Origin of the sequence: Rahnella sp. PD12R (assembly GCF_019200965.1) — a bacterium.
Lineage (GTDB): Bacteria > Pseudomonadota > Gammaproteobacteria > Enterobacterales > Enterobacteriaceae > Rahnella > Rahnella laticis.
Map to the genome: position 1 here is coordinate 23826 of NZ_JAHTMS010000002.1, position 22334 is coordinate 46159.

Consider the following 22334-nt stretch of genomic DNA (forward strand, 5'->3'; position numbering starts at 1 on the left):
TTATGCGTAAACCAAGAGCAAAACGATAGTAAACAATTGACATCGGTAATTACATGACTAAACTCACAAGAATTCACATTGAGTCGATTTTTTGATCAACACCCCGTTCAGCAAAAGACGCTCCGTCCTGTAACCATTGAGAGGCTGTTATGAAAGCAATTCAGTTATTTGCCAAAGGTGAACTCCGTTTAACCGACCTGCCTGAACCCGAAATCGCGCCAGACGAAGTGCTGCTGGCGTGTAAAGTCGGGGCGATTTGCGGTACCGATTTGCGGATGTTCTCCAACGGCCATCGCCAGTCACCGCAGGCGTTAACGCTGGGGCATGAATTATCGGGCGTCATTGAGAAAGTGGGGGCGAACGTCAGTCCGGAATGGCGTGTGGGAATGCGCGTGGCGGTTGCCCCTAACTATGGGTGCGGTACCTGCGACAGCTGCATCAGCGGCAATACGCAAACCTGCAAGGAATTCCAGGCGTTGGGTATTCAGAAAAACGGCGCGTTTGCCCGTTATGTGGTGATCCCCGCCCGCGCCGTGCAGCAGGGAAATATCGTGCCGTTGCCGGACCACGTTTCGTTTGAAGAAGGCGCGCTGATTGAGCCTTTTTCCTGTGTCTATAATGCATTTGAGCGCTGCCATACCCGCGTCGGCGACACGGTTCTGGTGATTGGCGCGGGGCCGATTGGCCTGATGCACGCCATGCTGCATAAAGCGGCGGGCGCCGGAAAAGTGCTGATCAGCGACATCAACCCGGAACGGCTGGCGATGGCGTGTAATTTTGACCCGGACTTTGTGCCGGTAAGCGGCACCGATACGCTGGCGGACGTCATGCGCATTACGCAAAATCGCGGCTGTGACGTGGTGATTACGGCGGCGTCGATTGCGGAAATTCAGTCGCTGGCCTTTGAACTGACGGCGTTAAATGGCCGCGTGCTGTTCTTCGGCGGTTTGCCGCACGGTAAAGAAATGGTCAGCCTGAATACCAACATTATTCATTACCGGCAGATCACGGTGACCGGCATGAGCGGGCAGAATTTACGTCAGTATCGCGAAAGCCTGAGAATGATTTCCAATGGACTGATTAATCTGAAAGAAATCTTGACTCACAAGTACACTCTTGAACAATATGACGAGGCTTTCAGCGCCGCCCGTTCAGGACAGGCGCTGAAAGTGGCCTTCGTTTTATAACCCGCTGGACACTGAGAAAAATCATGAACGATCATTCGGAAGATAAAGTTTTTTCACTCGAACGCCAGCAAGCCATTCTTGCGTTTGTGGAGGAAAACAAGAAAGCCACGGTCGCCGAGCTTTGCCAGATATTCAAAGTCTCGACTTCCACGATCCGTAATGATCTTCGTGAAATGGAAAAGAACATGCTGGTGACGCGGACGCACGGCGGCGTGCTGATCCGCAGTAAAACCGGCGTGGAAATGATGTCCACGGAAAAAGAGGTCTGCAACCAGGATGCGAAAGTCATGGTTGCGCAGCTCGCACTTGAGCAGATTGAAGACGGCGATACGCTGTTGCTCGATACCGGCACCACCACGCTGGAACTGGCGAAAATTCTGGGTGAACGCCAGCAACTGACGGTGATCACCAACGATTTAAAAATTGCCCTGACGCTGGAAGATTCGCCGGGCGTGGTGAATCTGTTCTTTATCGGCGGCGCGGTGCGCAAACAACTTCACTGCGTGATCCCGTTCAGTAACGACAACAGTTTGTCTGATCTGATCATCGATAAAGCCATCATGGGCACCAACGGTTTTACGCTTAAAAATGGCGCGACGACGCCGGATGTGCGGCAGGCGGCATTTAAAAAGAAGATGATTACCTGTTCGACCAGCGTGATTTTGCTGGCGGATTCAACCAAAATCGGCCGTGACGCATTCGCCAAATTTGCCGATATCTCCGATATCCATATTTTCATCACCGACAGCATTAAAGATGACGTCCGTTCCGGGCTGGAAGCGCAGGGAATGCTGGTCTGCGACGGCTCAGCGAAAGGCCGCGGGTAATATTATTGCTATTAGGTAATCCTCCTAATTGTGCCATGCCGTTGTGCGGGAAACCGGCAGACATCAGGTTTTCCGACTACGCTTAACAGCTGACACAAACAAAGGAGCACTAAAATGTCATCTCAAGAATTCGATAACGATGCAGACCGTCTGGCTGATAAGGTCGAAAACAAAGCAAACGAGTTTGCTGGCGAAGCGCAGAAGCAATTTGGGGACTTTGTGGATTCACCGAAACATCAGCTGAAAGGCGCGGCACGCAAATACTCTGCTCAGGCAAGTGACGCGGTTTCGGATGTTGCAGAAAAGATTAAAGAAAATCCGCTGTCAGGGTTGATCGCCGCAGGTGCTATCGGCGTCGTGCTCGGTTTACTGCTTGGCCGCAAATAAGCCTTACGGTTAATCAGTTTTAAGCTTCAGCAAAAGAAAGCCCGCCGGGCTTTCTTTGTTTTATTAGCTAGTGAATCCCCGCCAGTTCCCTTCCTTACGACGTCAGCCCGATAACACCGTGTACGCCCATATAAATTCCGACAACGCCAATCAGCACGCTGGAAAAATACGGTGCGCGCCGGGCAAGCGTGTTGAATCCGCTCCAGCGTTTGGCAACCTGACGGACACTCACCGCTGCCCCGACGCCCACGGTCACCAGCGTTAACGCCAGCCCGAGGCTGAAACAGACCACCAGCGCGGCACCCAGCGCCAGCGCTTTCAGCTGGATGCAAATCAGCAGCACGGTAATCGCCGCCGGACACGGGATCAGCCCGCCGGTCAGGCCGAAGAACAGAATCTGCCAGTTGGTGACTTCCTGTGTCGCAAACCGCCGCGCGATATCCCCCGCATGCGCCCTTTCGTGTGCGTCCTGATATTCCTGCGCAGCGACGTTAACGCGAAACCCTGTCAGGCTCGCCGGTCTGGCGTTAACAGCGCGAGGCACGCTGGCCGCCTGAAGAATCCCGTGATCGTGACCGTGATGATGGTCATGCGGATGATCGTTATGGTGATCATGAGCGCCGTGATCATGGGTATGCCCCGCGCCATTTTGCTGCTGTTTCCACGCGCTTTCTCCGCGATATGTCCGCCAGAACATCCACGTGGCCGTTCCGACGATAATCACGGCCGAGATCAGCTGGAGCCAGGGCTCCGCCGATTCGGCAGTAAAACGGTTACTGATAACCATCCCGCCAAACGCAATCAGCCAGACGATGGCGGTATGCGAAACCGTAGCCGCCAGCCCGAGCATCACTGCCTGCCGGACGGTGCCTTTGATCGCGATGATGAATGCCGCCATCATCGTTTTCGAATGCCCCGGCTCAAGGCCGTGCAAAACCCCTAACAATATGGCACTGGGAATAAATACCCAGGCATTCCCCTGCTGCAACAATGTGGCAAAGTCGTTCATGATTATTATTCTCAAGGAAAGTGGCGCTGGCGATTGTACTCCCCCCCAGTATCAAATACTACCCCCCAGTATCCTGAGGGTGTTATGCTGTCCGCGTATTTTCGGCCATCAGGGAGTTAACATGTCACATACCATTCGCGATAAACAGAAGCTGAAAGCGCGTACCAGCAAGATTCAGGGACAGGTTGTGGCATTGTATAAAATGTTGGATGAGCCGCACGAATGTTCAGCGGTTTTGCAGCAGATTGCGGCAATCCGGGGCGCGGTCAACGGGCTGATGCGCGAAGTGATCAAGGGACATCTGACCGATCATCTGGTGCATGAAGAGGATGTGGCGAAGCGCGAGGCCGATCTGGATGTCGTACTGAATGTGCTGAATTCTTACGTGAAGTGATTTGCGCCCATGAAAAAAGGGGCCGGAGCCCCTTTTCGTTACTGTCTGTCAGACTTTATTTTCTGACCTGTTTGGTCGCAAAACCTTTGTTCAGCTTACGCCAGTACACCAGCCAGGTGATCAGCGCACACACCACGTAGAACACCAGGAAGACTTTCATCGCACCCGCCGGTGAACCGGTCAGCGCCAGAGAAGTCCCGAAGGCTTTCGGAATGAAGAAGCCGCCGATCGCACCAATCGAAGAGATAAAGCCCAGTGCCGCCGCCGTGTCCGTGACGGCTTCACGCAGCGCTTCGTCGTCGGTTGCACCGCGCGCTTTCGCCTGATCGGTGGTGATTTTACGGAAGATCACCGCAATCATCTGGTAAGTCGAACCACTGCCCAGCCCGGCCGTCAGGAACAGCACCATGAAGACGGCGAAGAAGGCCGGGAAATTGCCGCCCACACCGCCGACCGGCAGGGTCAGGAACAGCAAACCAGCGAAAACAGCCATCAGAATGTAGTTCACCAGCGTGACGCGGATACCGCCCAGACGGTCAGACAACATGCCGCCCGCAGAACGAGCCAGTGCGCCAACAAACGGACCAAAGAACGCGTACGAAATGATGTTTATTTCCGGGAACTGGGTTTTGGTCAGCATCGCAAAACCGGCAGAGAAGCCGATGAACGAGCCGAATGTTGCCAGATACAGCACGCTCATGATCCACAGGTGACCGCGTTTGAGTACCGGCAGTTGCTGGCGGATAGACGCTTTAGACGTCGCCAGGTCATTCATGCCAAACCATGCGGCAATTGTGCCGATAATCAGGAACGGTACCCAGATCCACGCCGCATTTTGCAGCCACATATCAGCACCGTTCGCCAGCGTTTGTTTGTCACTGAACGCGGCAAACACGCCGAGGGAAATCACCAGCGGAGCGACCAGCTGCATTACGCTGACGCCCAGATTACCCAGACCGCCGTTAATACCCAGTGCGCCGCCCTGCTTCGTTTTCGGGAAGAAGAAGCTGATGTTGGACATGCTTGACGCGAAGTTTGCGCCGCCGAAACCGCACAGCAGTGCGATAATCAGGAACGTGTTGTAAGAGGTGCTGACATCCTGCACCGCGAAGCCCAGCCATGCGCACGGCAGAACCAGGAAGATGGTGCTGAGCGCCGTCCAGCGTCGACCGCCAAACAGCGGGATCATGAACGAGTAAGGAACGCGCAGCAGTGCGCCGGAAACGGAAGGAATGGCGGTCAGCATGAACAGCTGATCGGTGGTGAAGTTAAAGCCGACTTTGTTCAGGTTTACCGACACCAGGCTGAACAGCATCCAGACGCAGAAACCCAGTAACAGACAAGGCACTGAAATCCAGAGATTTCGGCTCGCCACTTTATGCCCGGTTTTTTCCCAAAATGCCGGATCTTCCGGCCGCCAGTCCTGTAGCAGGCGTGACGGCTTTTCCGTTGATGGAGCAGATGTTTGTGACATAAGTACCTCGTGTAGCAGCGCGTTATAGTTGTAATGACTGAGTTATGTCGCACACACTAGGTAGAGCACCGCTTCCGCATGTTGATGCAAATCAACGCAACGGCAGGTGTAAAAAGGCGAAAAAAAGACCACAAATCCTTTGTGAGTATCCGGCGGGTTTCAGATAAAGTGCTAAGATTCATTGAGTTGGTCACTCAATCTCCCTGTGGTTATCAGGAGTATCAACCTGATGGAAATAAAGGAGTAATCACAAAGAGGTATAGGGAAACTCCCCCTGATCATAAAAAATGCCACTCCGTAATTATATCGTTTCAGCTTTTCACGGTATTTACCGCTCCCGACACAGGTCCAGGAACCCAGTTATGTTTAAACGCGCTTTGCCTTCTCTTTCGCTGGTCAGCCAGATCACCCTGCTGATGCTGCTGCTCGGCCTGCTGGGCATTGGCGGAATGAGCATGGCGGCGTGGATGGCGGGAAGTATTGAAGGTAACGCCCACGCCATTAATAAAGCCGGTTCGCTGCGCATGCAGAGTTACCGGTTATTGTCCGAAGTGCCGCTGAACGGCAAAAGCGCCGCATATATCCGCCAGATGGAAGTTGACCAGAACAGCGCCGATTTGTTGCAGGCCGTTGAGCGTGAAAATCTCCAGCCGCAATTTTTTGCCCTGCGCCATTACTGGCAAACCACCTTGCGCGATCAGGTTCTGGCGGCGAAACATCCGCAGGACGTCTCCGCGAATATGGCGGTGTTTGTCAGCCAGCTCGATACGCTGGTCGCCGAGCTGGAACATAAAACCGAATACCATTTGCAGCAGATTGCGCTGATCCAGCGCGGTCTGGTGTCTTTCACCCTGATCCTGCTGGCGCTGACCATCTGGTTCCTGCGCCGCCATCTGCTGACGCCGTGGCGCAGCCTGCTTTCTCAGGCCAGCGCCATCACCGCCGGCGACTTCACCCGCCGCTATGAACGCAAACGCGTGGCGACCGGCAATGCGCATAACGAGATGGATATTCTCGGTGATTCGCTCAACAGCATGTCAGTGGCGCTGGGTGAAATGGTCGATAATCTGGCGCAGCGCGTGGCGGAGAAAACCGCCGATCTGCAACAGAAAAACCGGATGCTGGATTACCTGTACCGCGTCAGCCGCCAGCTGCACACCAGCGCACCGCTGGAAATGCGGATGCAGCCGGTGCTGAAAGAATTGCAGTCACTGACGCCGCTCAGTGGCGTGCAGGTGCGGCAATACGAAAATAACGGCGCGGAAGTGTTTAATGAATTCAGTCAGGCGTCGCCGCGCCAGCCGGTCAGCCCGAAAGTGGGCGAACATGCGGGCGAAACCGGGGAATCCCTGAGCTGGAGCCTGCGCGATGAGCGCGAAAACTACGGCGTTCTGCTGGCGCAGTTGCCGCCGGGGCAACATCTTAATGACGATCAGCAACAGCTGGTGAATACCCTGCTTGAGCAACTGACCAGTACATTAATGCTGGCGCGGCAGGCTGAGGATCAGCAGCAGCTGATGCTGATGGAAGAACGTTCGGCCATCGCCCGCGAGCTTCACGATTCGCTGGCGCAGTCCCTCTCCTGCCTGAAGATTCAGGTGGCCTGTTTGCAGATGCATCAGGAAAGATTGTGTGAGGAAGATGCGGCACTGTTACAGCAGATGCGTGAGGAACTGAGTACCGCATACCGCCAGTTGCGCGAATTGCTGACCACGTTCCGCCTGACGATTAACACGCCAGGCCTGCGGGCTGCGCTGCAACATACGGTGGACGAATTCTCGCGCCGCATGGGGCTGGCGATAGATTTCGATTATCAGATCCCGCCGCGATCGGTTCCGGCGAATCAGGGCATTCACCTGTTACACATCGCCCGCGAGGCGCTGAACAATGCCTATAAACACGCGAAAGCGACGCAGGTTTCCCTTTCGCTGCACGCCAGTGAAGGCGAAATCACCATGAGCATCTGCGACAACGGCGAAGGCATTTCCCCTGACGCAGAGCGGCAAAATCATTACGGCCTGATCATCATGCAGGATCGCGCCAGCACATTACACGGCCAATGTCGGGTTGCCCGACGTCCGGACGGCGGCACAGAAGTCACGGTCCGTTTCCGTCCGGAAGCGTTACCCATTAATCCCCAGGAGCAAGTATGAACGACATCACCCCTTCCACCATTTTGCTGATTGACGATCATCCTATGCTGCGCAACGGCGTGAAACAGCTGATTGCGCTCGATGCCAGCCTGCAAGTCATTGGCGAAGCCAGCAACGGCGAACAGGGTGTCGAACTCGCGAAACAGCTCGACCCGGATCTGATCCTGCTGGATCTGAATATGCCCGGCATGAACGGGCTGGATACGCTCGACAGCATGCGTCAGACCTCACTGTCTGGCCGCGTGGTGGTGTTCAGCGTATCCAATCATGAAGATGACGTGGTGACGGCGTTAAAACGCGGCGCGGACGGCTACCTGCTCAAAGACATGGAGCCGGAAGATTTACTGGCCGCCCTGCACAACGCCGCGGCGGGCAAAATGGTGCTGAGCGAAGCGCTGACGCCGGTGCTGGCGGCAAGTTTGCGTGAAAGCCGTCCGAGCGGCGATCGCGATATTCAATCCCTGACGCCGCGTGAACGCGACATCATCAAGCTGATTGCCGAAGGTTTGCCGAACAAGATGATTGCCCGCCGCCTGAACATCACCGAAAGCACAGTGAAAGTTCACGTGAAGCATTTGCTGAAAAAGATGAAGCTGAAATCCCGCGTCGAAGCGGCGGTCTGGGTGTTGCAGAGTAACGTGATTTAACGTTTAGAAATTCAGTCCGGCGTCATCGCCGTATTGCGGTTGCGCCGTCAGCGGTGGGGAAACGGTCAGCGTGATCCAGTTTGACGTTACTTTCTGCGATTTACTGTCTTCCACCGTCACCGATAAACGGTAGCTGTTGGTGGCGCCCGGCGAATTGTCCCATTGCGGCACGATCACGCTCCAGCCTTCCGCGTTACGGTTATTGGCCGGCGGCGTCAGGCTCAGCGCCTGCGTATCGCCCTGCCAGCTCAGCGCGACGACAGAATTAAGCGCGCGCAGTTGCAGTTTCAGCGGCACCGTCTCGCCCGGTTGCAATGACCACGGCGGCGTCGCCAGATATACCGACAGGGTTTTCCGCTGTTTAAACTCCATCACCGGCATGTTATTGCGATCGACCATATCAAACCGGCTGCCGCGCAGTGAACGCGCTGCGGCAACGTTGCGCGATGACAACTGCTGATCCAGCGGCACGCCCAGACGGTAATTGAGCGTCAGTTTTACCACATCCTGATTATCGCCATCCTGCCCGGCCTGATGTTCTGCCATCACGGTCACCAGCGGCACCGGCGTGTAATTCAGCCCGAACGAAACCGCCGAAGGATTGCTCTGACGCGTACCGTTGCCAAACAAATCCACCTGATTGCCAAAATACTGCTCGTAGCTCAGCGACGCCCCCAGCTGGCGGTAAAACGGCAAATAGCCTTTGGTGGTGATGTCGTAACCGCGCGCCTGGCGCCGCAGTTGCGCAGACGTGCTGCTGTCGGCGCGATACGAGGTCAGCGGATGATAATAGTTGGTGGAAAATCGCAGGTAATCCGTCCAGGCTTCTGCGCCCAAACTTCCGCGTGTCAGCTGATGGTCGAAATCATTATCGATAAACGCGTTGTAGCCAAGCATCCACGCGCCGGTATTAAAACGCTGGCCCAGACCGAAATTCCCCACCGTGGCGTCCGCCGCGCTTTGCAGGCCGATCTGGCTGTAGACCAGATTATTCTCTGAATTGTACAGCGGGCTGAAAAGCTGGCCGGAGCTGCCATCCAGATTATGACCGGTGACATCCAGCGTCGTGCTGACAGTGCCCAGCGGAGAAAGCAAACTGCTGGTTTCTTTTTGCACCAGTTTGGCGGCCTGGCTGAGCGCGATATTTTCCGCCTGCAAGCGCAGCGGATCGTCGCTGTCTGATGTGGTCGTGCCGAGTTCTTTCAGCGTGGTGGCGAGCTGTTTTTCCGTCGCGCTCGGGGCATTGTCATTTTTAATGTACTGACTGCCGAGGCTGGGTAACACATTGGATTGCCGGAGGTTTCCGGTATTAAACGCGGACTTTTCATCACCCGCTGGCAGGAAACCGGAGAGATCATACGAAAGCCCCCGGGTGCCGGAAGCAACTTCAGAAGGGTCTGCCGTCAGCGCAGAGGCACTTCCAGCATAGAAAGCCAATCCCCCTGCCACGAACAGAGAGAAGCAGGTTGAGCCCGCATAACGCTTCAATAAATAAGAAAAAAAATCTGTGACATTTGTCATGCCTTACACATTTTAAACGTAAGGTTTGATCTTACCTGACAAACGACATATTTCAACCTTCATGCCATGAATGGCCACATAACCCTTTTCATAAAGTGGAATTATGCGGGGGTATTCCCTGCAATACGTGCGGTTAAATCCACGCACATCACAAAAAAACGTCTAAAATTACAACATTAAAAACCATTCGCACACATTTCATAACATTTTTAACAAATTAACCATTTATCTTTACAGGTCATTTTCATTTATCCTTAGCAGGTTAACGATTTATTCCGGTGCCACCCGACTGCTTTTGCAGAGCGCACCTGAATTCAGACCGGCATTTTTAATAGCAGCCGTCAGGCCGTAAAAAATGCTTGTGCACGCGTCCCTCTCCCCTTTTCTTCCGCCCGGAAGACGACGGGATGTGCGCCATTTATAGCTGCATATTGCTACATAAAAAACAGGGAACATAAATGAGCAAAAAAACGTTACCGGGCGTCACCCGCAGGCAAATTCTCTCGTTCACGGCAGCCTCCGCAGTATTGGGCGCGGCCAAGGCCGCAAACGCGGTAACCCTCAAAGGAACGCCCGTGTGGAGCCCCTTTGACGCCAGCCCGCCTCCGCAAATTGATATCGATGGCTGGGCGTTCTTCACCGACGCCGAAGCCGCCGCCATGGAAGCCATTGTTGACCGGCTGGTACCCGCCGACAATCTGAGCGTCGGAGGTAAAGACGCCGGATGCGCAGTGTTTATCGACCGCCAGCTGGCCGGTTTCTACGGCACCTACGCCCGCCTTTACATGGAAGGCCCGTTCCAGGACGGCACCCCCGAACAGGGCGATCAGTCTCCATTAGTTCCTCAGCAGCGTTATCGTCTCGGCCTGGCAGCGCTGGATAAATACAGCCAGTCGCAGCATCAGAAACTGTTCAAAGATCTGCCCGGCGACCAGCAGGATCAAATCCTGTCCGGCCTCGAAGGCGGAAAAATTGCTCTGGATGGGATCGATTCCAAACTGTTCTTCGCCATTGCGCTCAAGAACACCATGGAAGGTTTCTTCGCTGATCCGATTTATGGCGGTAACCGCAATATGGTGTCGTGGAAAATGCTGGGCTTCCCCGGCGCACGCTACGATTACCGCGAATATGTCGGCAAACATAACCAGAAACTCGATCTGGAACCGCTGAGCATTTCAGGCGGCGACGCATGGAAAATGAAGAGCTAAGGGCAGAAAAACATTATGGCAAAGAAATTACCTAAAACCGACGTGGTGGTTATCGGGCTCGGCTGGGCCGGCTCGATCATCGCCAATGAACTGTGTGACGAAGGTCTGAACGTCGTGGCTATCGAACGTGGCCCGTGGCGTGATACGGCGCGCGATTTTAACGTGGCCACCGTCGCCGACGAACTGCGTTACAACTCCCGCCAGGAACTGATGTTACGCACGCGTCAGAACACCATTACTATCCGTAACAACCCGGCACAAACCGCCTTACCGATGCGTGAATGGGGCTCATTCCATCCGGGCAACGGCACCGGCGGCGCAGGCAACCACTGGGCGGGCATTACCTTCCGCTTCCAGCCGGACGAATTCCGCCTGAAAAGCCATCTGACCGAACGTTACGGCGCAAAAGCCATTCCTGAAGAACTGGTTTTGCAGGACTGGGGAACCGACTGGGAAGAGATGGAGCCGCATTACGCCTCGTTTGAACGCATCGCCGGGGTTTCCGGTAAAGCCAGCAACGTGAACGGCGAGCATCGCGACGGCGGTAACCCGTATGAAGGCATGCGCTCAATTGAATACCCGACCCGCCCGATGGACCAGCCTTACGGCCCGACGCTGTTTGCCGAAGCCGCACGCAATATGGGATACAAAGCGTTTCCGGTGCCCTCTTCACTGATCTCCGAGCCTTACACCAACCCGCTCGGCGTCAAAATGGGGCCGTGTACGTTTTGTGGTTTCTGCACAAACTACGGCTGCGCCAATTACTCCAAAGCCAGCGCTATCACCACCGTCTTACCGGCGCTAATCCGCAAAGAGAATTTCGAAGCCCGCACCAACTGTGAAGTGATGCAGGTACTGAAAGATTCCACCGGTAAACGCGCGACCGGCGTAGTTTACATCGACTCTTCCGGCGACGAATGGGAACAGCCTGCCGATCTGGTGATCGTCAGCGCCTTCACCTTTGAAAACGTCCGCCTTATGCTGCTTTCCGGCATCGGCAAACCTTATGATCCTGTCACGTTAGAGGGCACCACCGGCCGTAATTACGCGTATCAGACGGCCAACGGCGTGCAGCTGTTCTTCGATGACAAGAACTTCAACCCGTTCATCGGCGCAGGTGCGGTCGGGATGGGCATTGATGATTTTAACAACGATAACTTCGACCACAGCGGGCTCGGATTCTTTGGCGGCGGCAGTATCCGCGTCACGCCAATCGGTGGCGCGCCGATCGGCTATCGCCCTGTTCCGCCCGGAACGCCTAAATGGGGTTCCGAGTGGAAAAAAGCCACCGTGGCCAACTATCTCAGCTCGATGTCCATCGGCTGCGAGGCCAGCAGCTACACCACCAAAACTAACTATCTGTCGCTCGATCCGAACTACAAAGATCGTCTCGGTCGCCCGCTGTTGCGCGTCACGTTCGATTTCCCGGAAAACGACCTGAAAATGGCAGCGTATTGCACCGGTAAAGTGGCGGAAATTGCGAAAGCGATGAACCCGCGCCAGCTGGTTGCCAACCCGATGAAAGGCCACTGGAACGGTACGCCGTATCAGTCGTCTCACGTCGTCGGCGGATTTGTGATGGGTGCCGATCCGTCCACCAGTTCCGTGAACAAACACCTGCAAGTCTGGGACGTGCCGAACCTGTTTGTGGTCGGCGCATCAGCCTTCCCGCAGAACCCGGGATACAACCCGACCGGCACCGTCGGCGCACTGGCGTTTAAAGCCGCTCATGCGATCCGTAACTATTACCTGAAAAAACCGGGAGAGATGATCGCATGAAAAAGTTAACGTCATTCTCACTCGGCTTGCTGGCGCTCAGCGTTTCCGGCCTGGCGCAGGCCGCCGGTGACGGCTCTTTCGAGCAGGTTGAACGGGGGCGCTATCTTGCCACCGTCGGCGACTGCGCGGCCTGCCACACGGCTTCCACACCGGACGCCAAACCGTTCGCCGGTGGCGTACCGATCGAAACGCCGTTTGGCCGTTTAGTCGGTGCCAACATCACGCCGGATCCGGAAACGGGTATCGGTAAATGGTCTTTCGATGACTTCCAGCGCGCGATGTCCGAAGGCGTGGGCCACGGCGGTAAACGTCTGTACGGCGCGATGCCGTTCACGGCCTACACCAAAGTGACCCGCGAAGATAACGCCGCCATCTGGGCGTATCTGCAAACCCTGCAACCGGTACATCACGAAGTGGAAACCAATCAGCTGCCGTTCCCGTTCAACGTGCGCGCCAGCCTGATGGGCTGGAACTGGCTGAACTTCAAAAAAGGCGAATTCAAACAGCAGATGGATAAATCCGCGGAATGGAATCGTGGCGCGTATCTGGTTGAAGGGCTCGGCCACTGCGGCACCTGTCATACGCCGAAAAACATGATTGGCGGCGATAAAGACAGCGAGTTCCTGCAAGGCGCTGTGGTGGAAAACTGGGTTGCGCCGGACATCACCAGCAATAAACACACGGGTATCGGTAACTGGACGCAGGAAGATCTGATGCAATATCTGAAAACCGGCTCTAACCGTTTCGATATTGCCTCAGGCCCGATGGCAGAAGAAGTGACGAATTCTTCGCAGCACTGGACGGATGCGGATCTCAAAGCCGTCGCGGTTTACCTGAAAGACAGCGGTCACGACAGCGGCAGCACCGCGCCTTCGCCGGTCAAAGCCGAAGACAGCGCGATGGTGGCCGGTAAAAATATCTACGCCGACCGCTGTTCCGCCTGCCACACGCCGTCCGGCATGGGCCAGGAAGGGTTGTTCCCGCGCCTCGCCGATTCCGCGCTGATCAACCAGCCAAACGCGACATCTCTGATCCGCGTTGTACTGGCGGGCAGCCGTCCGGTCGCGACCGACAGCAAACCGACCGCGCCGTCTATGCCGTCATTTGATGCCAATATGAGTGACGCGGACGTGGCAAACGTGCTGACTTACATCCGTAACAGCTGGGGAAATGCCGCGGCACCGGTTTCGGCAAGCGATGTGAAAGACTTACGCGCAGAGCTGAAGAAATAACCGGACGCCAGACAGGACAAAGGCCGCGAAAGCGGCCTTTTTTCTTACAGACGTTTGAAGACTTTTCGTGCTGAACGGTCAGTGCTGAGAAGGCATCTGCATAATCTGCACTAACAGGTGATCGTTGTTCTGACTCAGCTGCACAAGATGTTTGCATTCCACTTTGATAGCGGTGAGCTGGTCATCGGTCAGCGAGTACGGCAGGTTAATATCGATGCTGTACATATTTTGCTGCTCTGCCAGTTCAATCAGCCGGACGATGTTCGTTTCGTCGCTGACCTGCGTGGAAACCACCTGCAAAGCAAGGGCACGCAAGGCTTCCTGCTTCGATTTATCTTTTTTCGAACGGGATTTCAGAACCATGCCGAAGAACGGCATCACGCCATAAATAGCGTCGACAAAACTCCATTTCTTTTTGCAGGATGCGGACAAATATTCCATGTAGTCAAAGGACGCTTTTTGACTGCGCGCATCGGGTACCAGGCGATTTTCATTCATCCCCGTTTCCTCTTCCTGGTCAGGGCCTGTTCATTTGAACGTCTGTACAGAACGTGCGAAGGTGTGCTCAGTGCTCTGCCTGCTGACAAAGGATCTGCCGGCAGATAGATAATGCAGATCAATTTATGAAGCTAAATTTATTCGTCTGTATAATGGCATAATTCAACAACACTTTGCCAGTCGGTTCAGGCGCTTTCCATCACTGAAACGCACTTTGCTAGCATTTCAGAATTTAGCCAAAGTATTTAGCGGATATGGAATTTATGCCGCAAAAATGTCACGTTCTATTACGCTACCGCGATGGCGTCAGCAGACGTGTCACGCTATGCTACTCACCGGATTTCTTATAACAGCAAGCCAATGAATAGAATCGTTTTTGTAGAAGATGATGCAGAAGTCGGCAACCTAATCGCCGCCTATCTGGGTAAACATGATATCGACGTGCTGGTCGAGCCCCGTGGTGACACGGCGCAGGCGCGTATTGAGAAAGAAAAACCCGATCTTGTCCTGCTGGATATCATGCTGCCGGGCAAAGATGGCATGACACTGTGCCGCGATTTGCGCCCTATTTTCCCCGGCCCGATCGTGCTGCTGACCTCGCTCGACAGTGACATGAACCACATTTTATCGCTCGAAATGGGCGCCAGCGATTACATCCTGAAAACCACGCCACCGGCCGTTTTGCTAGCACGATTACGCCTGCATTTGCGCCAGAACCCGGTGCAATCCGCGCAAAACGAACAACCGGTTCAGACGCTGAAAAGCGGCAACGCCCTGCACTTCGGCCAGCTGTGTATTGACCCGGTGAACCGCGAAGTCACGCTGGTGGATGAAACCATCATTCTTTCCACCTCAGACTTTGATTTGCTGTGGGAACTGGCGACGCACGCGGGCCGCATTATGGATCGCGAAGCGTTGCTGAAAAACCTGCGCGGCGTGAGCTACGACGGGCTGGATCGCAGCATTGACGTGGCGATTTCTCGCCTGCGCAAAAAACTCTACGACAACACCCTCGAACCTTTCCGCATCAAAACCGTGCGCAATAAAGGGTATTTGTTTGCTCCGAACGCCTGGGAGTCTTTACAGGAATGAGAAAGCTTTTCGTCCAGTTCTTTCTGTTACTGCTGGTCTGTTTCCTGGTGATGGCGATGCTGGTCGGCCTGGTGTACAAAGTCACCGCCGAACGCACAGGCCGTCAGTCCATGAATGACCTGATGAAAAGTTCGCTTTACCTGATGCGCAGTGAGCTCAGGGAAATCCCGATTAAAGACTGGAACAAGACCATTAATACGCTGGATCTGAACCTGTCTTTCAAACTCCACATTGAACCACTCGGGAAGCGCAAACTCAGCCCGGCGCTGGATCAGCGCCTGAAAGACGGCGAGATTATTGCCCTCGACGACGAATACACCTTTATCCAGCGTGTTCCGCGCAGCCATTACGTGCTGGTCGTCGGCCCGATCCCGTATCTGTTTTACATGCACGAAATGCGGCTGCTCGATTTGGGATTGCTGATCTTCATCGGTCTGTCGCTCGCGCTGCCGGTTTTCCTGTGGATGCGCCCGCACTGGCAGGATTTGCTGCGGCTGGAAAACTCCGCGCTGCGCCTCGGGAACGGGCACCTCGACGAACGCATCGATTTTGATTCGACCTCCAGCCTCAACCGGCTGGGCGTCGCGTTTAACCAGATGGCGGACAACATCAGCACGCTGGTTGCCAGTAAAAAACAGCTGATTGACGGCATCGCCCACGAACTTCGCACACCGCTGGTACGTCTGCGCTACCGGCTGGCCATCAGCGAGAACCTGCCGGAGTCCGAACAAAACGCCATTAACCGCGACATCGGGCAACTCGAAGCTTTGATCGACGAACTGCTGACCTACGCCCGGCTGGATCGCCCGCAGGTGGCGCTGAATCTGGAAAAAGTGAATCTGGCGCACTGGCTGGAAGACAAGGTCGAGGATTTCCGCCTGATCAATGCTGAACGCACTATCCTTTATCAGGCGCCGGAAAACCTCGATTTCGGCGGCGTCGATTTACGGCTGATGGAGCGCGTGCTCGACAATCTGGTCAACAACGGCCTGCGTTATTCTCAGGAAATGCTGCGCATCAGCCTGTGGCTCGATGGCGAAATGGCCCATTTACAGGTCGAAGACGACGGCCCCGGCATTCCGGAAGAAGAACGAGTGCGCATCTTCGAACCCTTTGTCCGCCTCGACCCAAGCCGCGACCGTGCAACCGGCGGCTGCGGGCTCGGGCTGGCCATCGTTCACTCTATCGCCGTGGCGTATCAGGGCCGTATTGCAGTTGAAAGCAGTTCACTCGGCGGAGCCAGCATGCGTTTCAGCTGGCCGGTAAAACCCCTATTCAATCTGGCTGTTGAACAGCCTGACCAAAACCAGGAAGGGAGCTAATAATGACCATCGCGTATAAAAAATTGCATGACACCTTCGCCCGTTTATCCCGCTTCGGCCATTTATCGGCGATTGCAGGCTGGGATGCAGCGGCTATGATGCCCCCGCAAGGCGGCCAGGCGCGCTCCGAAGCGCTGGCTGAACTGAGTGTGCTGACGCATCAGATCCTCACTGCGAAACAGGTCGGCGAATGGCTGGAACAGGCCGGTGGCGAGCAGCTGAACGATGTGGAACAGGCGAACCTGCGTGAAATGCGCCGTCATTATCAGCAGGCCGCGCTGTTGCCGGAAAGTCTGGTACAGGCAAAATCACTGGCTGGCGCACGTTGCGAACAGGCATGGCGTATACAGCGCAAATCCAACGACTGGGAAGGTTTCTCCGATAACCTGAAAGAAGTTGTAAAGCTTAGCCGTGAAGAAGCCAAACTGCGCGCCGAAGCCGCGGGTATCAGCCGTTATGACGCCCTGCTCGATTTATATGAACCGGGAATGACTTCGCAGAAACTCGACGTTCTGTTCGGCGACCTGAAAACCTGGCTGCCGGACCTGCTGCAAACCGTAGTGGAAAAGCAGAAAACAGAATCCCGCATTGCGCCGCAAGGCCCGTTTGACATCGAAAAACAGCGTCAGCTCGGCCTGAAAGTGATGGATCGTCTGGGCTTTAATTTCGATGCCGGTCGTCTGGATGTCAGCGCTCACCCGTTCTGCGGCGGTGTTCCGCAAGACGTACGCATCACCACGCGTTACAACGAAAATGAATTCCTCAGCGCCATGATGGGCGTGATCCATGAAACCGGTCATGCACGTTATGAGCAAAACCTGCCGAAAGAATGGCTGGGTCAGCCGGTTTCCAACGCACGTTCAATGGGCGTTCATGAATCGCAAAGCCTGCTGTTTGAAATGCAACTGGGTTGCAGCGAACCGTTCCTGAAATCGGTGTATCCGCTGGTTATCGAACAGTTCGGTCAGCGTCCGGGGCTGGATGAAAGCAATTTCATCAAGCTGAACCAGCGCGTCCAGCCGGGCTTCATCCGCGTTGACGCCGATGAACTCAGCTATCCGGCGCACGTCATCCTGCGTTATGAAATTGAAAAAGCGCTGATGGAAGGTGAAATCGAAGTCGACGATATTCCGGCCTTGTGGAACAGCAAGATGAAGGAATATCTGGGCATCGATACCGTGGGGAATTACCGTGACGGTTGCATGCAGGATATCCACTGGACCGACGGCGGTTTTGGTTACTTCCCGACGTACACGCTCGGCGCAATGTACGCCGCACAACTGTTCCAGTTCGCCAATAAAGCGATCCCAACCTTGCAGGATGATATCGCACGCGGCGACCTGACAGCATTGTTCCAGTGGTTACAGCAGAATATCTGGCAACACGGGAGCCGGTTTACCACAGACCAGCTGATGGCGAATGCAACCGGAGAGACACTGAATCCGGGGTTCTTCAGGGCACACCTGGAGAATAGATACCTGTAAGGTAGCAGCCTGGCATTGAATTCAAATTCAAGACCTTGGGTTGCCACCCAAACTGGCCTCAGGGGTGGCTTATCGCCGCCACCCCTAAGAACCCCTGGCTCTTTCACTACGCGCTGCCGCTGGCTGGCTATGTTTCAGGTGCCACAGCTATTGCCGCGAAAACTTGCCGCTACGCGGTTCCCTCACTGGGTTTCGAGCCACAGGTCTCGAAACGCTGCGTTCGGCAAGCTTTCTGAAAGCGGCCGGAAACTTTCCAACTCGCAACCTCACTGCTGATAGTTATCTAAATAATGCAGTTGAATTTAGATAAGCCTCCAGTACCGCGGCACCAGCACCGGCACATGAAAAACCAAAATTTCACCTTTCTGAAAGGTACCGAGCCGCCACCGCTGCAGCCCCACCGCATAACCCACTGATTTCCCTGAAATCCCCAGTTTGTACATTCCGTTACACGCCGAAACCAATCACTCACGGACTTCGTGAGTGAACCCGCCTAGTATTCTTCATACCGGCCCCGCAGTGGGGTGGACACTTAAACGAAATTCCGAGGAATTAAAGATGAAAAAAGTATTAGCTCTGGTTGTAGCCGCTGCAATGGGTCTGTCTTCTGTCGCTTTCGCTGCTGAAACTACAGCAACTCCAGCGCCAGCCGCTGCTGCAACGACTACTGCTGCTCCAGCGCATGCTGCTAAGCACAAGACTCATAAGAAAGTAGCTCAGAAAGCTCAGGCTGCTAAAAAACACAAAAAAGCCGCTAAGAAAGCTGCTCCGGTAGCTCAGAAAGCACAAGCTGCTAAAAAACACGTGAAACACGCTAAAAAAGCTGCTCCGGTAGCTCAGAAAGCACAGGCTGCTAAAAAACACGTAAAACACGCTAAGAAAGCTGCTCCGGTAGCTCAGAAAGCGCAGGCTGCTAAAAAACACGTGAAACACGCTAAAAAAGCTGCTCCGGTAGCTCAGAAAGCGCAGGCTGCTAAAAAACACGTAAAACATGCTAAGAAAGCTGCACCAGCTGCAAAAGCAACTCCAGCAGCATAAGTCGTAAAGAAGTCTTTGTGAGCGTATCTACTCACCATTATCAAGACTGATGACTTAACACCCGGTTCGCCGGGTGTTTTTTCTCCGGTTCTTTATCTTGAGGTACTGATGGAAGATGCTGCGCCGCTACCTGTTCGAAATCACCCTGTGCTCTCTGATCCTCTGCGGTCTGATCACCCTGTTCTTCTACTTCTGATGTCATTGTGATGTACCCTGAGATGGCGCCCGCCGTCTGCTCAAAAGATTGAGTTATCAGACAAATATATCCACCACGAAAGATAACCGTCTATAATCGTTCCATAATAACTGGTTCACGGGTTCTCCCTGTTTTCAAGGTCAGAATGTTATGCGCATCGCGTTACCGCTGTTTTTGTGCTTTTTCTGTTTTACCGCCAGCCCTCTCGTTCATGCAGATTCTCCGGATGATGCAGATAGCGACGCACCTGCTATCAGCCTTAAAGAAAAAACCGCCCTGTTCTTCGGACACGATCAGCGCACTCCTGTTGCTGCCGCCGCACACTGGCCGTGGCAGGCAATCGGTCAGATTGAAACGGAAAGCGGCAATTTATGTACCGCAACCTTAATTTCTAAACACCTGGTTCTCACCGCAGGCCACTGTGTACTGGCCCCTCCGGGGAAAATCGACAAAGTGATCGCCCTGCGTTTCATTTCGCACAACCAGAAATGGCGTTATCAGATCACCGCATTACAAACGCTGGTTGACCCGAAACTGGGCAAAAAACTGAAAGCTGACGGCGAAGGCTGGATTGTGCCACCGAAAGCAGCACCGTTTGATTTCGCGCTGATCCGCCTGACAGATGAAAAAATCGCATTGCCGATCAAGCCATTACCACTTTGGGAAGGCTCCCGTGACGACCTGACCGCCGTGCTGAAACAGGAAGGCAGAAAGGTGACGCAGGCAGGATATCCGGAAGATCATCTGGATGATTTGTATGTCCATCAGGACTGTCAGATCACCGGTTGGGCGCAGCCTGGCGTGCTTTCGCACCGTTGCGACACGCTGCCGGGCGACAGCGGTTCTCCGTTGCTTATCAAAAATGCAGAAGGCTGGTCGCTGATTGCGATTCAAAGCTCTGCACCGGCGGCTCAGGATCGCTATCTGGCTGACAACCGCGCGCTGGCCGTGCCGGCAATACGCGACGCCCTGAGCACATTGTCTTCCGGTGTGATCAGCGCCAGCTCCCCGGCGGCCCCTGCCGCACAATAGTTTATTGAATCCGAAAACGAAAAAGGCCGCTGAAAAGAGGCCTTTTTGATTTTTTAACTGGTCTAATCACTTAAATACCGTGCTATTTATGCAGTTTACTCACGAATGAGATTTTTGCGCAGAGGGTATGATGGTTCTGTTCTGCCCTAACAAGGTTTTCGAATACTGATGTCGTCTTGCCCGCACTGGTTGCGGGCTTTTTTTCGCCTGCAATTTGATACAGTTTAAAGCCCTTTACTCACCAGCTGCGCGGCCTTGACGAAGACTTCATCCTCAACGCCGTCGCCTTTCTGACGGCCAAGCTTTTGCAGTTCTTCAATCAGACTTTCGCGGTTTATGGGTTTCTGTCCGGAAATCAGCCCCATCACAGCGGCGCCGATCGCCAGACCAATTAAACCGGTTTGTTCTTTTTCATCGATCACAATGTTCACCCTGGTAATAAGCCCGTTTCAAAATTAGCAGAAATTCGATTCATTGCTCTCTGATATCTCCGGGCGTACGTTGACTCAAATTTTCATAAACTCACGGAGATATGAGAAATGGCAATTCCAGCTTACTTATGGCTCAAAGATGACGGCGGCGCGCTGATTAAAGGCGGAGTGGATGTTAACGGACGTGAACATAGCATCGAGGTGAAAGGATTTCATCACAACCTGATGATCCCGACTGACAACGCAACAGGGAAAGTTACAGCTACACGCATGCACTCCCCTTTGCTGATCGTAAAAGATTTTGACTGCTCAAGCCCTTATATTTACAAGGCTGTGGCAACAGGCCAGAACCTCGAATCAGCTGAAATTAAGTGGTATCGCATTAATGATGCCGGTCAGGAAGTGGAATATTTCAACATGCTTTTGGAGAAAGTGCGGATAGTTTCGATTTCTCCTGCAATGGCCGCAGCCAGCAATCCAAATGAGAACCATATGGAAACGGTTGAAATCCGTTACGAGAAAATTACCTGGAAGCACAACGACGGCAATATTATTTTTGCCGATTCGTGGAATGACCGTCAGACAGCTTAGTTTGAGAGGGGCGAAAGCCCCTTAATCGTAAATCCATTTCCCTGCCTTGGCTGATTCAGCAAACATTCGAACCGTAAGAGGCTTTCTGGTCTTTTCTACTTCTTTACGCTTGGCCTTAAACCAACGAGTTAACAAAGGGAGATTTTCCCACGGAAAGTAGCAGGACCAATTTACGGCAGATAAATCGACCTTAAAGATTTTTTGATAGGCTTCGAGAGCGTCTAAAAAATCATCACCCGGAGCGAAATCCTGAAGTTCTGTGTCAAACTCAAGAGGCACCTCCCTCTTCAAATCAAAATCGTAGTAGCCGGGAATTTCCTCACGGAACATTGATAAAACCTGGTCGTCCATTAGAAGTATGTCCATGCAACACGATGCTCTGGCCGTGCAATCAGGTTATATTTTGATTTAGTTTCCGTAGCAACTCGCTCAACCAATATTATTGCCATCGCGTAACCAACAAAAGGCACATACCTATCTATCAAAGCTGCCCATTTGGTAGTCTGTCTCATTGTCAAAGTGTTGAACGATTTACCTACAGGCGTCCAGGCTTTGATACCAAATGGCAGCTTTGCCTGTTTCAAAATTGCCCTCGCTAACTTGGACGCTACGCTGGTACCTGGTATTGCAGTCACCATTTTGCTTGGAACTGGGATGTAGGGCTGCCCTGTTATAATTAGGGCCGTAGCAGTGGTATCAAGGCCAAGGTGGTTCGATAAGCTTTCAAGAAAAATTAGACCGAACAACTCTTGGTTCGTCAGATTAGCATGCCCATGGTAGAAATAAGTCCCACCCAACTCTTCGGTAGTATCCATTCTCAATATCCATTTGA

General features: G+C 53.8%; 23 protein-coding genes. 15 read left to right on the top strand and 8 right to left on the bottom strand.

Translation table 11 applies throughout. The annotated features are described in order from the left end of the window. The first annotated feature begins 149 nt into the window (after positions 1-149). From KWG64_RS04145 to KWG64_RS04155, 3 genes are all read left to right on the top strand, one after another. The gene (locus tag KWG64_RS04145; RefSeq protein ID WP_218521014.1) at positions 150-1187 is read left to right on the top strand and encodes an alcohol dehydrogenase catalytic domain-containing protein; all 1038 of its coding nucleotides are present in this window, start codon (positions 150-152) and stop codon (positions 1185-1187) included. 23 nt (positions 1188-1210) lie between these two features. Then, the gene (locus tag KWG64_RS04150) at positions 1211-2014 is read left to right on the top strand and encodes a DeoR/GlpR family DNA-binding transcription regulator (protein ID WP_218521015.1); all 804 of its coding nucleotides are present in this window, start codon (positions 1211-1213) and stop codon (positions 2012-2014) included. A 114-nt stretch (positions 2015-2128) separates the two neighbouring features. Continuing rightward, complete coding sequence (locus tag KWG64_RS04155) at positions 2129-2401, top strand: YqjD family protein (RefSeq protein ID WP_101078878.1); 273 nt, start codon at positions 2129-2131, stop codon at positions 2399-2401. A 94-nt stretch (positions 2402-2495) separates the two neighbouring features. On the opposite strand, the gene KWG64_RS04160 is transcribed toward KWG64_RS04155, so the two are convergent. After that, a complete protein-coding gene (locus KWG64_RS04160; RefSeq protein ID WP_218521016.1) occupies positions 2496-3410 on the bottom strand; it encodes a nickel/cobalt efflux protein RcnA in 915 nt (304 codons plus the stop codon). Positions 3411-3531: 121 nt separating this feature from the next. Between KWG64_RS04160 and rcnR the strand changes: the two genes are divergently transcribed. Then, positions 3532-3804, top strand: coding sequence for a Ni(II)/Co(II)-binding transcriptional repressor RcnR (gene rcnR / locus KWG64_RS04165; protein ID WP_218521017.1), 273 nt, complete (start codon positions 3532-3534; stop codon positions 3802-3804). A 55-nt stretch (positions 3805-3859) separates the two neighbouring features. Here rcnR and KWG64_RS04170 read toward each other — a convergent pair whose 3' ends face one another. Then, positions 3860-5278: a NarK family nitrate/nitrite MFS transporter gene (locus tag KWG64_RS04170; RefSeq protein ID WP_218521018.1), complete on the bottom strand. Its 1419-nt coding sequence runs from the start codon at positions 5276-5278 to the stop codon at positions 3860-3862. 362 nt (positions 5279-5640) lie between these two features. Here KWG64_RS04170 and narX point away from each other — a divergent pair, with 362 nt between their 5' ends. Further along, positions 5641-7431 carry a nitrate/nitrite two-component system sensor histidine kinase NarX gene (gene narX / locus KWG64_RS04175; protein WP_218521019.1) on the top strand — a complete coding sequence of 597 codons (1791 nt, stop codon included), beginning with the start codon at positions 5641-5643 and terminating at the stop codon, positions 7429-7431. Then, positions 7428-8078, top strand: a complete 651-nt coding sequence (gene narL / locus KWG64_RS04180) for a two-component system response regulator NarL (protein WP_195815873.1) — start codon at positions 7428-7430, stop codon at positions 8076-8078. The genes narX and narL overlap by 4 nt, the downstream gene beginning before the upstream one ends. 3 nt (positions 8079-8081) lie before the next feature. Here narL and KWG64_RS04185 read toward each other — a convergent pair whose 3' ends face one another. Then, complete coding sequence (locus KWG64_RS04185) at positions 8082-9515, bottom strand: YchO/YchP family invasin (RefSeq protein WP_255562082.1); 1434 nt, start codon at positions 9513-9515, stop codon at positions 8082-8084. Between the two features lie 542 nt (positions 9516-10057). Between KWG64_RS04185 and KWG64_RS04190 the strand changes: the two genes are divergently transcribed. The 3 genes from KWG64_RS04190 to KWG64_RS04200 are packed head-to-tail and all read left to right on the top strand — an operon-like array spanning position 10058 to position 13818. Further along, positions 10058-10807, top strand: coding sequence for a gluconate 2-dehydrogenase subunit 3 family protein (locus KWG64_RS04190; RefSeq protein ID WP_218521021.1), 750 nt, complete (start codon positions 10058-10060; stop codon positions 10805-10807). 15 nt (positions 10808-10822) lie between these two features. Further along, positions 10823-12586 carry a GMC family oxidoreductase gene (locus KWG64_RS04195; RefSeq protein ID WP_165057389.1) on the top strand — a complete coding sequence of 588 codons (1764 nt, stop codon included), beginning with the start codon at positions 10823-10825 and terminating at the stop codon, positions 12584-12586. Further along, on the top strand, positions 12583-13818 hold the full coding sequence (locus KWG64_RS04200; RefSeq protein ID WP_218521022.1) for a cytochrome c: 1236 nt from the start codon (positions 12583-12585) through the stop codon (positions 13816-13818). Before KWG64_RS04195 ends, KWG64_RS04200 begins: the two co-directional genes overlap by 4 nt. A gap of 78 nt (positions 13819-13896) precedes the next feature. On the opposite strand, the gene KWG64_RS04205 is transcribed toward KWG64_RS04200, so the two are convergent. Further along, positions 13897-14316, bottom strand: coding sequence for a hypothetical protein (locus KWG64_RS04205; RefSeq protein ID WP_104922006.1), 420 nt, complete (start codon positions 14314-14316; stop codon positions 13897-13899). A 360-nt stretch (positions 14317-14676) separates the two neighbouring features. Between KWG64_RS04205 and rstA the strand changes: the two genes are divergently transcribed. The 4 genes from rstA (at position 14677) to asr (ending at position 19252) form a co-directional block, all read left to right on the top strand. Next, positions 14677-15408 carry a two-component system response regulator RstA gene (gene rstA, locus KWG64_RS04210; protein WP_152326119.1) on the top strand — a complete coding sequence of 244 codons (732 nt, stop codon included), beginning with the start codon at positions 14677-14679 and terminating at the stop codon, positions 15406-15408. Next, positions 15405-16730, top strand: a complete 1326-nt coding sequence (gene rstB, locus KWG64_RS04215; RefSeq protein ID WP_195815869.1) for a two-component system sensor histidine kinase RstB — start codon at positions 15405-15407, stop codon at positions 16728-16730. The genes rstA and rstB overlap by 4 nt, the downstream gene beginning before the upstream one ends. Positions 16731-16732: 2 nt before the next feature. Further along, positions 16733-18214 carry a carboxypeptidase M32 gene (locus KWG64_RS04220; protein ID WP_218521023.1) on the top strand — a complete coding sequence of 494 codons (1482 nt, stop codon included), beginning with the start codon at positions 16733-16735 and terminating at the stop codon, positions 18212-18214. 558 nt (positions 18215-18772) lie between these two features. Continuing rightward, positions 18773-19252: an acid resistance repetitive basic protein Asr gene (asr, locus tag KWG64_RS04225; RefSeq protein ID WP_195815867.1), complete on the top strand. Its 480-nt coding sequence runs from the start codon at positions 18773-18775 to the stop codon at positions 19250-19252. Between the two features lie 40 nt (positions 19253-19292). Here the strand turns inward: asr and KWG64_RS04230 are convergent, their stop codons facing one another. After that, positions 19293-19454 (bottom strand): hypothetical protein, encoded by a 162-nt coding sequence (locus KWG64_RS04230; protein ID WP_218521024.1) that lies wholly within the window; start codon positions 19452-19454, stop codon positions 19293-19295. A 144-nt stretch (positions 19455-19598) separates the two neighbouring features. Between KWG64_RS04230 and KWG64_RS04235 the strand changes: the two genes are divergently transcribed. Further along, positions 19599-20480 (top strand): serine protease, encoded by an 882-nt coding sequence (locus KWG64_RS04235; protein WP_195824700.1) that lies wholly within the window; start codon positions 19599-19601, stop codon positions 20478-20480. A gap of 224 nt (positions 20481-20704) precedes the next feature. On the opposite strand, the gene KWG64_RS04240 is transcribed toward KWG64_RS04235, so the two are convergent. Then, a complete protein-coding gene (locus tag KWG64_RS04240; protein ID WP_195815865.1) occupies positions 20705-20902 on the bottom strand; it encodes a hypothetical protein in 198 nt (65 codons plus the stop codon). 117 nt (positions 20903-21019) lie between these two features. Here KWG64_RS04240 and KWG64_RS04245 point away from each other — a divergent pair, with 117 nt between their 5' ends. Continuing rightward, on the top strand, positions 21020-21502 hold the full coding sequence (locus KWG64_RS04245; RefSeq protein ID WP_218521025.1) for an Hcp family type VI secretion system effector: 483 nt from the start codon (positions 21020-21022) through the stop codon (positions 21500-21502). Between the two features lie 21 nt (positions 21503-21523). On the opposite strand, the gene KWG64_RS04250 is transcribed toward KWG64_RS04245, so the two are convergent. Together KWG64_RS04250 and KWG64_RS04255 are read right to left on the bottom strand one after the other, a co-directional pair. Further along, complete coding sequence (locus KWG64_RS04250) at positions 21524-21868, bottom strand: DUF1493 family protein (protein ID WP_218521026.1); 345 nt, start codon at positions 21866-21868, stop codon at positions 21524-21526. After that, positions 21853-22317, bottom strand: a complete 465-nt coding sequence (locus KWG64_RS04255) for an STM2901 family protein (RefSeq protein WP_218521027.1) — start codon at positions 22315-22317, stop codon at positions 21853-21855. Before KWG64_RS04255 ends, KWG64_RS04250 begins: the two co-directional genes overlap by 16 nt. Positions 22318-22334 lie beyond the last annotated feature (17 nt).

Excerpts from the sequence above, each read along its gene's own strand:
- KWG64_RS04145 (WP_218521014.1), top strand. The coding sequence starts at position 150 with ATGAAAGCAATTCAGTTATTTGCCAAAGGTGAACTCCGTTTAACCGAC.
- KWG64_RS04150 (WP_218521015.1), top strand. The coding sequence starts at position 1,211 with ATGAACGATCATTCGGAAGATAAAGTTTTTTCACTCGAACGCCAGCAA.
- KWG64_RS04155 (WP_101078878.1), top strand. The coding sequence starts at position 2,129 with ATGTCATCTCAAGAATTCGATAACGATGCAGACCGTCTGGCTGATAAG.
- KWG64_RS04160 (WP_218521016.1), bottom strand. The coding sequence starts at position 3,410 with ATGAACGACTTTGCCACATTGTTGCAGCAGGGGAATGCCTGGGTATTT.
- rcnR (WP_218521017.1), top strand. The coding sequence starts at position 3,532 with ATGTCACATACCATTCGCGATAAACAGAAGCTGAAAGCGCGTACCAGC.
- KWG64_RS04170 (WP_218521018.1), bottom strand. The coding sequence starts at position 5,278 with ATGTCACAAACATCTGCTCCATCAACGGAAAAGCCGTCACGCCTGCTA.
- narX (WP_218521019.1), top strand. The coding sequence starts at position 5,641 with ATGTTTAAACGCGCTTTGCCTTCTCTTTCGCTGGTCAGCCAGATCACC.
- narL (WP_195815873.1), top strand. The coding sequence starts at position 7,428 with ATGAACGACATCACCCCTTCCACCATTTTGCTGATTGACGATCATCCT.
- KWG64_RS04190 (WP_218521021.1), top strand. The coding sequence starts at position 10,058 with ATGAGCAAAAAAACGTTACCGGGCGTCACCCGCAGGCAAATTCTCTCG.
- KWG64_RS04195 (WP_165057389.1), top strand. The coding sequence starts at position 10,823 with ATGGCAAAGAAATTACCTAAAACCGACGTGGTGGTTATCGGGCTCGGC.
- KWG64_RS04200 (WP_218521022.1), top strand. The coding sequence starts at position 12,583 with ATGAAAAAGTTAACGTCATTCTCACTCGGCTTGCTGGCGCTCAGCGTT.
- KWG64_RS04205 (WP_104922006.1), bottom strand. The coding sequence starts at position 14,316 with ATGAATGAAAATCGCCTGGTACCCGATGCGCGCAGTCAAAAAGCGTCC.
- rstA (WP_152326119.1), top strand. The coding sequence starts at position 14,677 with ATGAATAGAATCGTTTTTGTAGAAGATGATGCAGAAGTCGGCAACCTA.
- rstB (WP_195815869.1), top strand. The coding sequence starts at position 15,405 with ATGAGAAAGCTTTTCGTCCAGTTCTTTCTGTTACTGCTGGTCTGTTTC.
- KWG64_RS04220 (WP_218521023.1), top strand. The coding sequence starts at position 16,733 with ATGACCATCGCGTATAAAAAATTGCATGACACCTTCGCCCGTTTATCC.
- asr (WP_195815867.1), top strand. The coding sequence starts at position 18,773 with ATGAAAAAAGTATTAGCTCTGGTTGTAGCCGCTGCAATGGGTCTGTCT.
- KWG64_RS04230 (WP_218521024.1), bottom strand. The coding sequence starts at position 19,454 with ATGACATCAGAAGTAGAAGAACAGGGTGATCAGACCGCAGAGGATCAG.
- KWG64_RS04235 (WP_195824700.1), top strand. The coding sequence starts at position 19,599 with ATGCGCATCGCGTTACCGCTGTTTTTGTGCTTTTTCTGTTTTACCGCC.
- KWG64_RS04245 (WP_218521025.1), top strand. The coding sequence starts at position 21,020 with ATGGCAATTCCAGCTTACTTATGGCTCAAAGATGACGGCGGCGCGCTG.
- KWG64_RS04250 (WP_218521026.1), bottom strand. The coding sequence starts at position 21,868 with ATGGACATACTTCTAATGGACGACCAGGTTTTATCAATGTTCCGTGAG.
- KWG64_RS04255 (WP_218521027.1), bottom strand. The coding sequence starts at position 22,317 with ATGGATACTACCGAAGAGTTGGGTGGGACTTATTTCTACCATGGGCAT.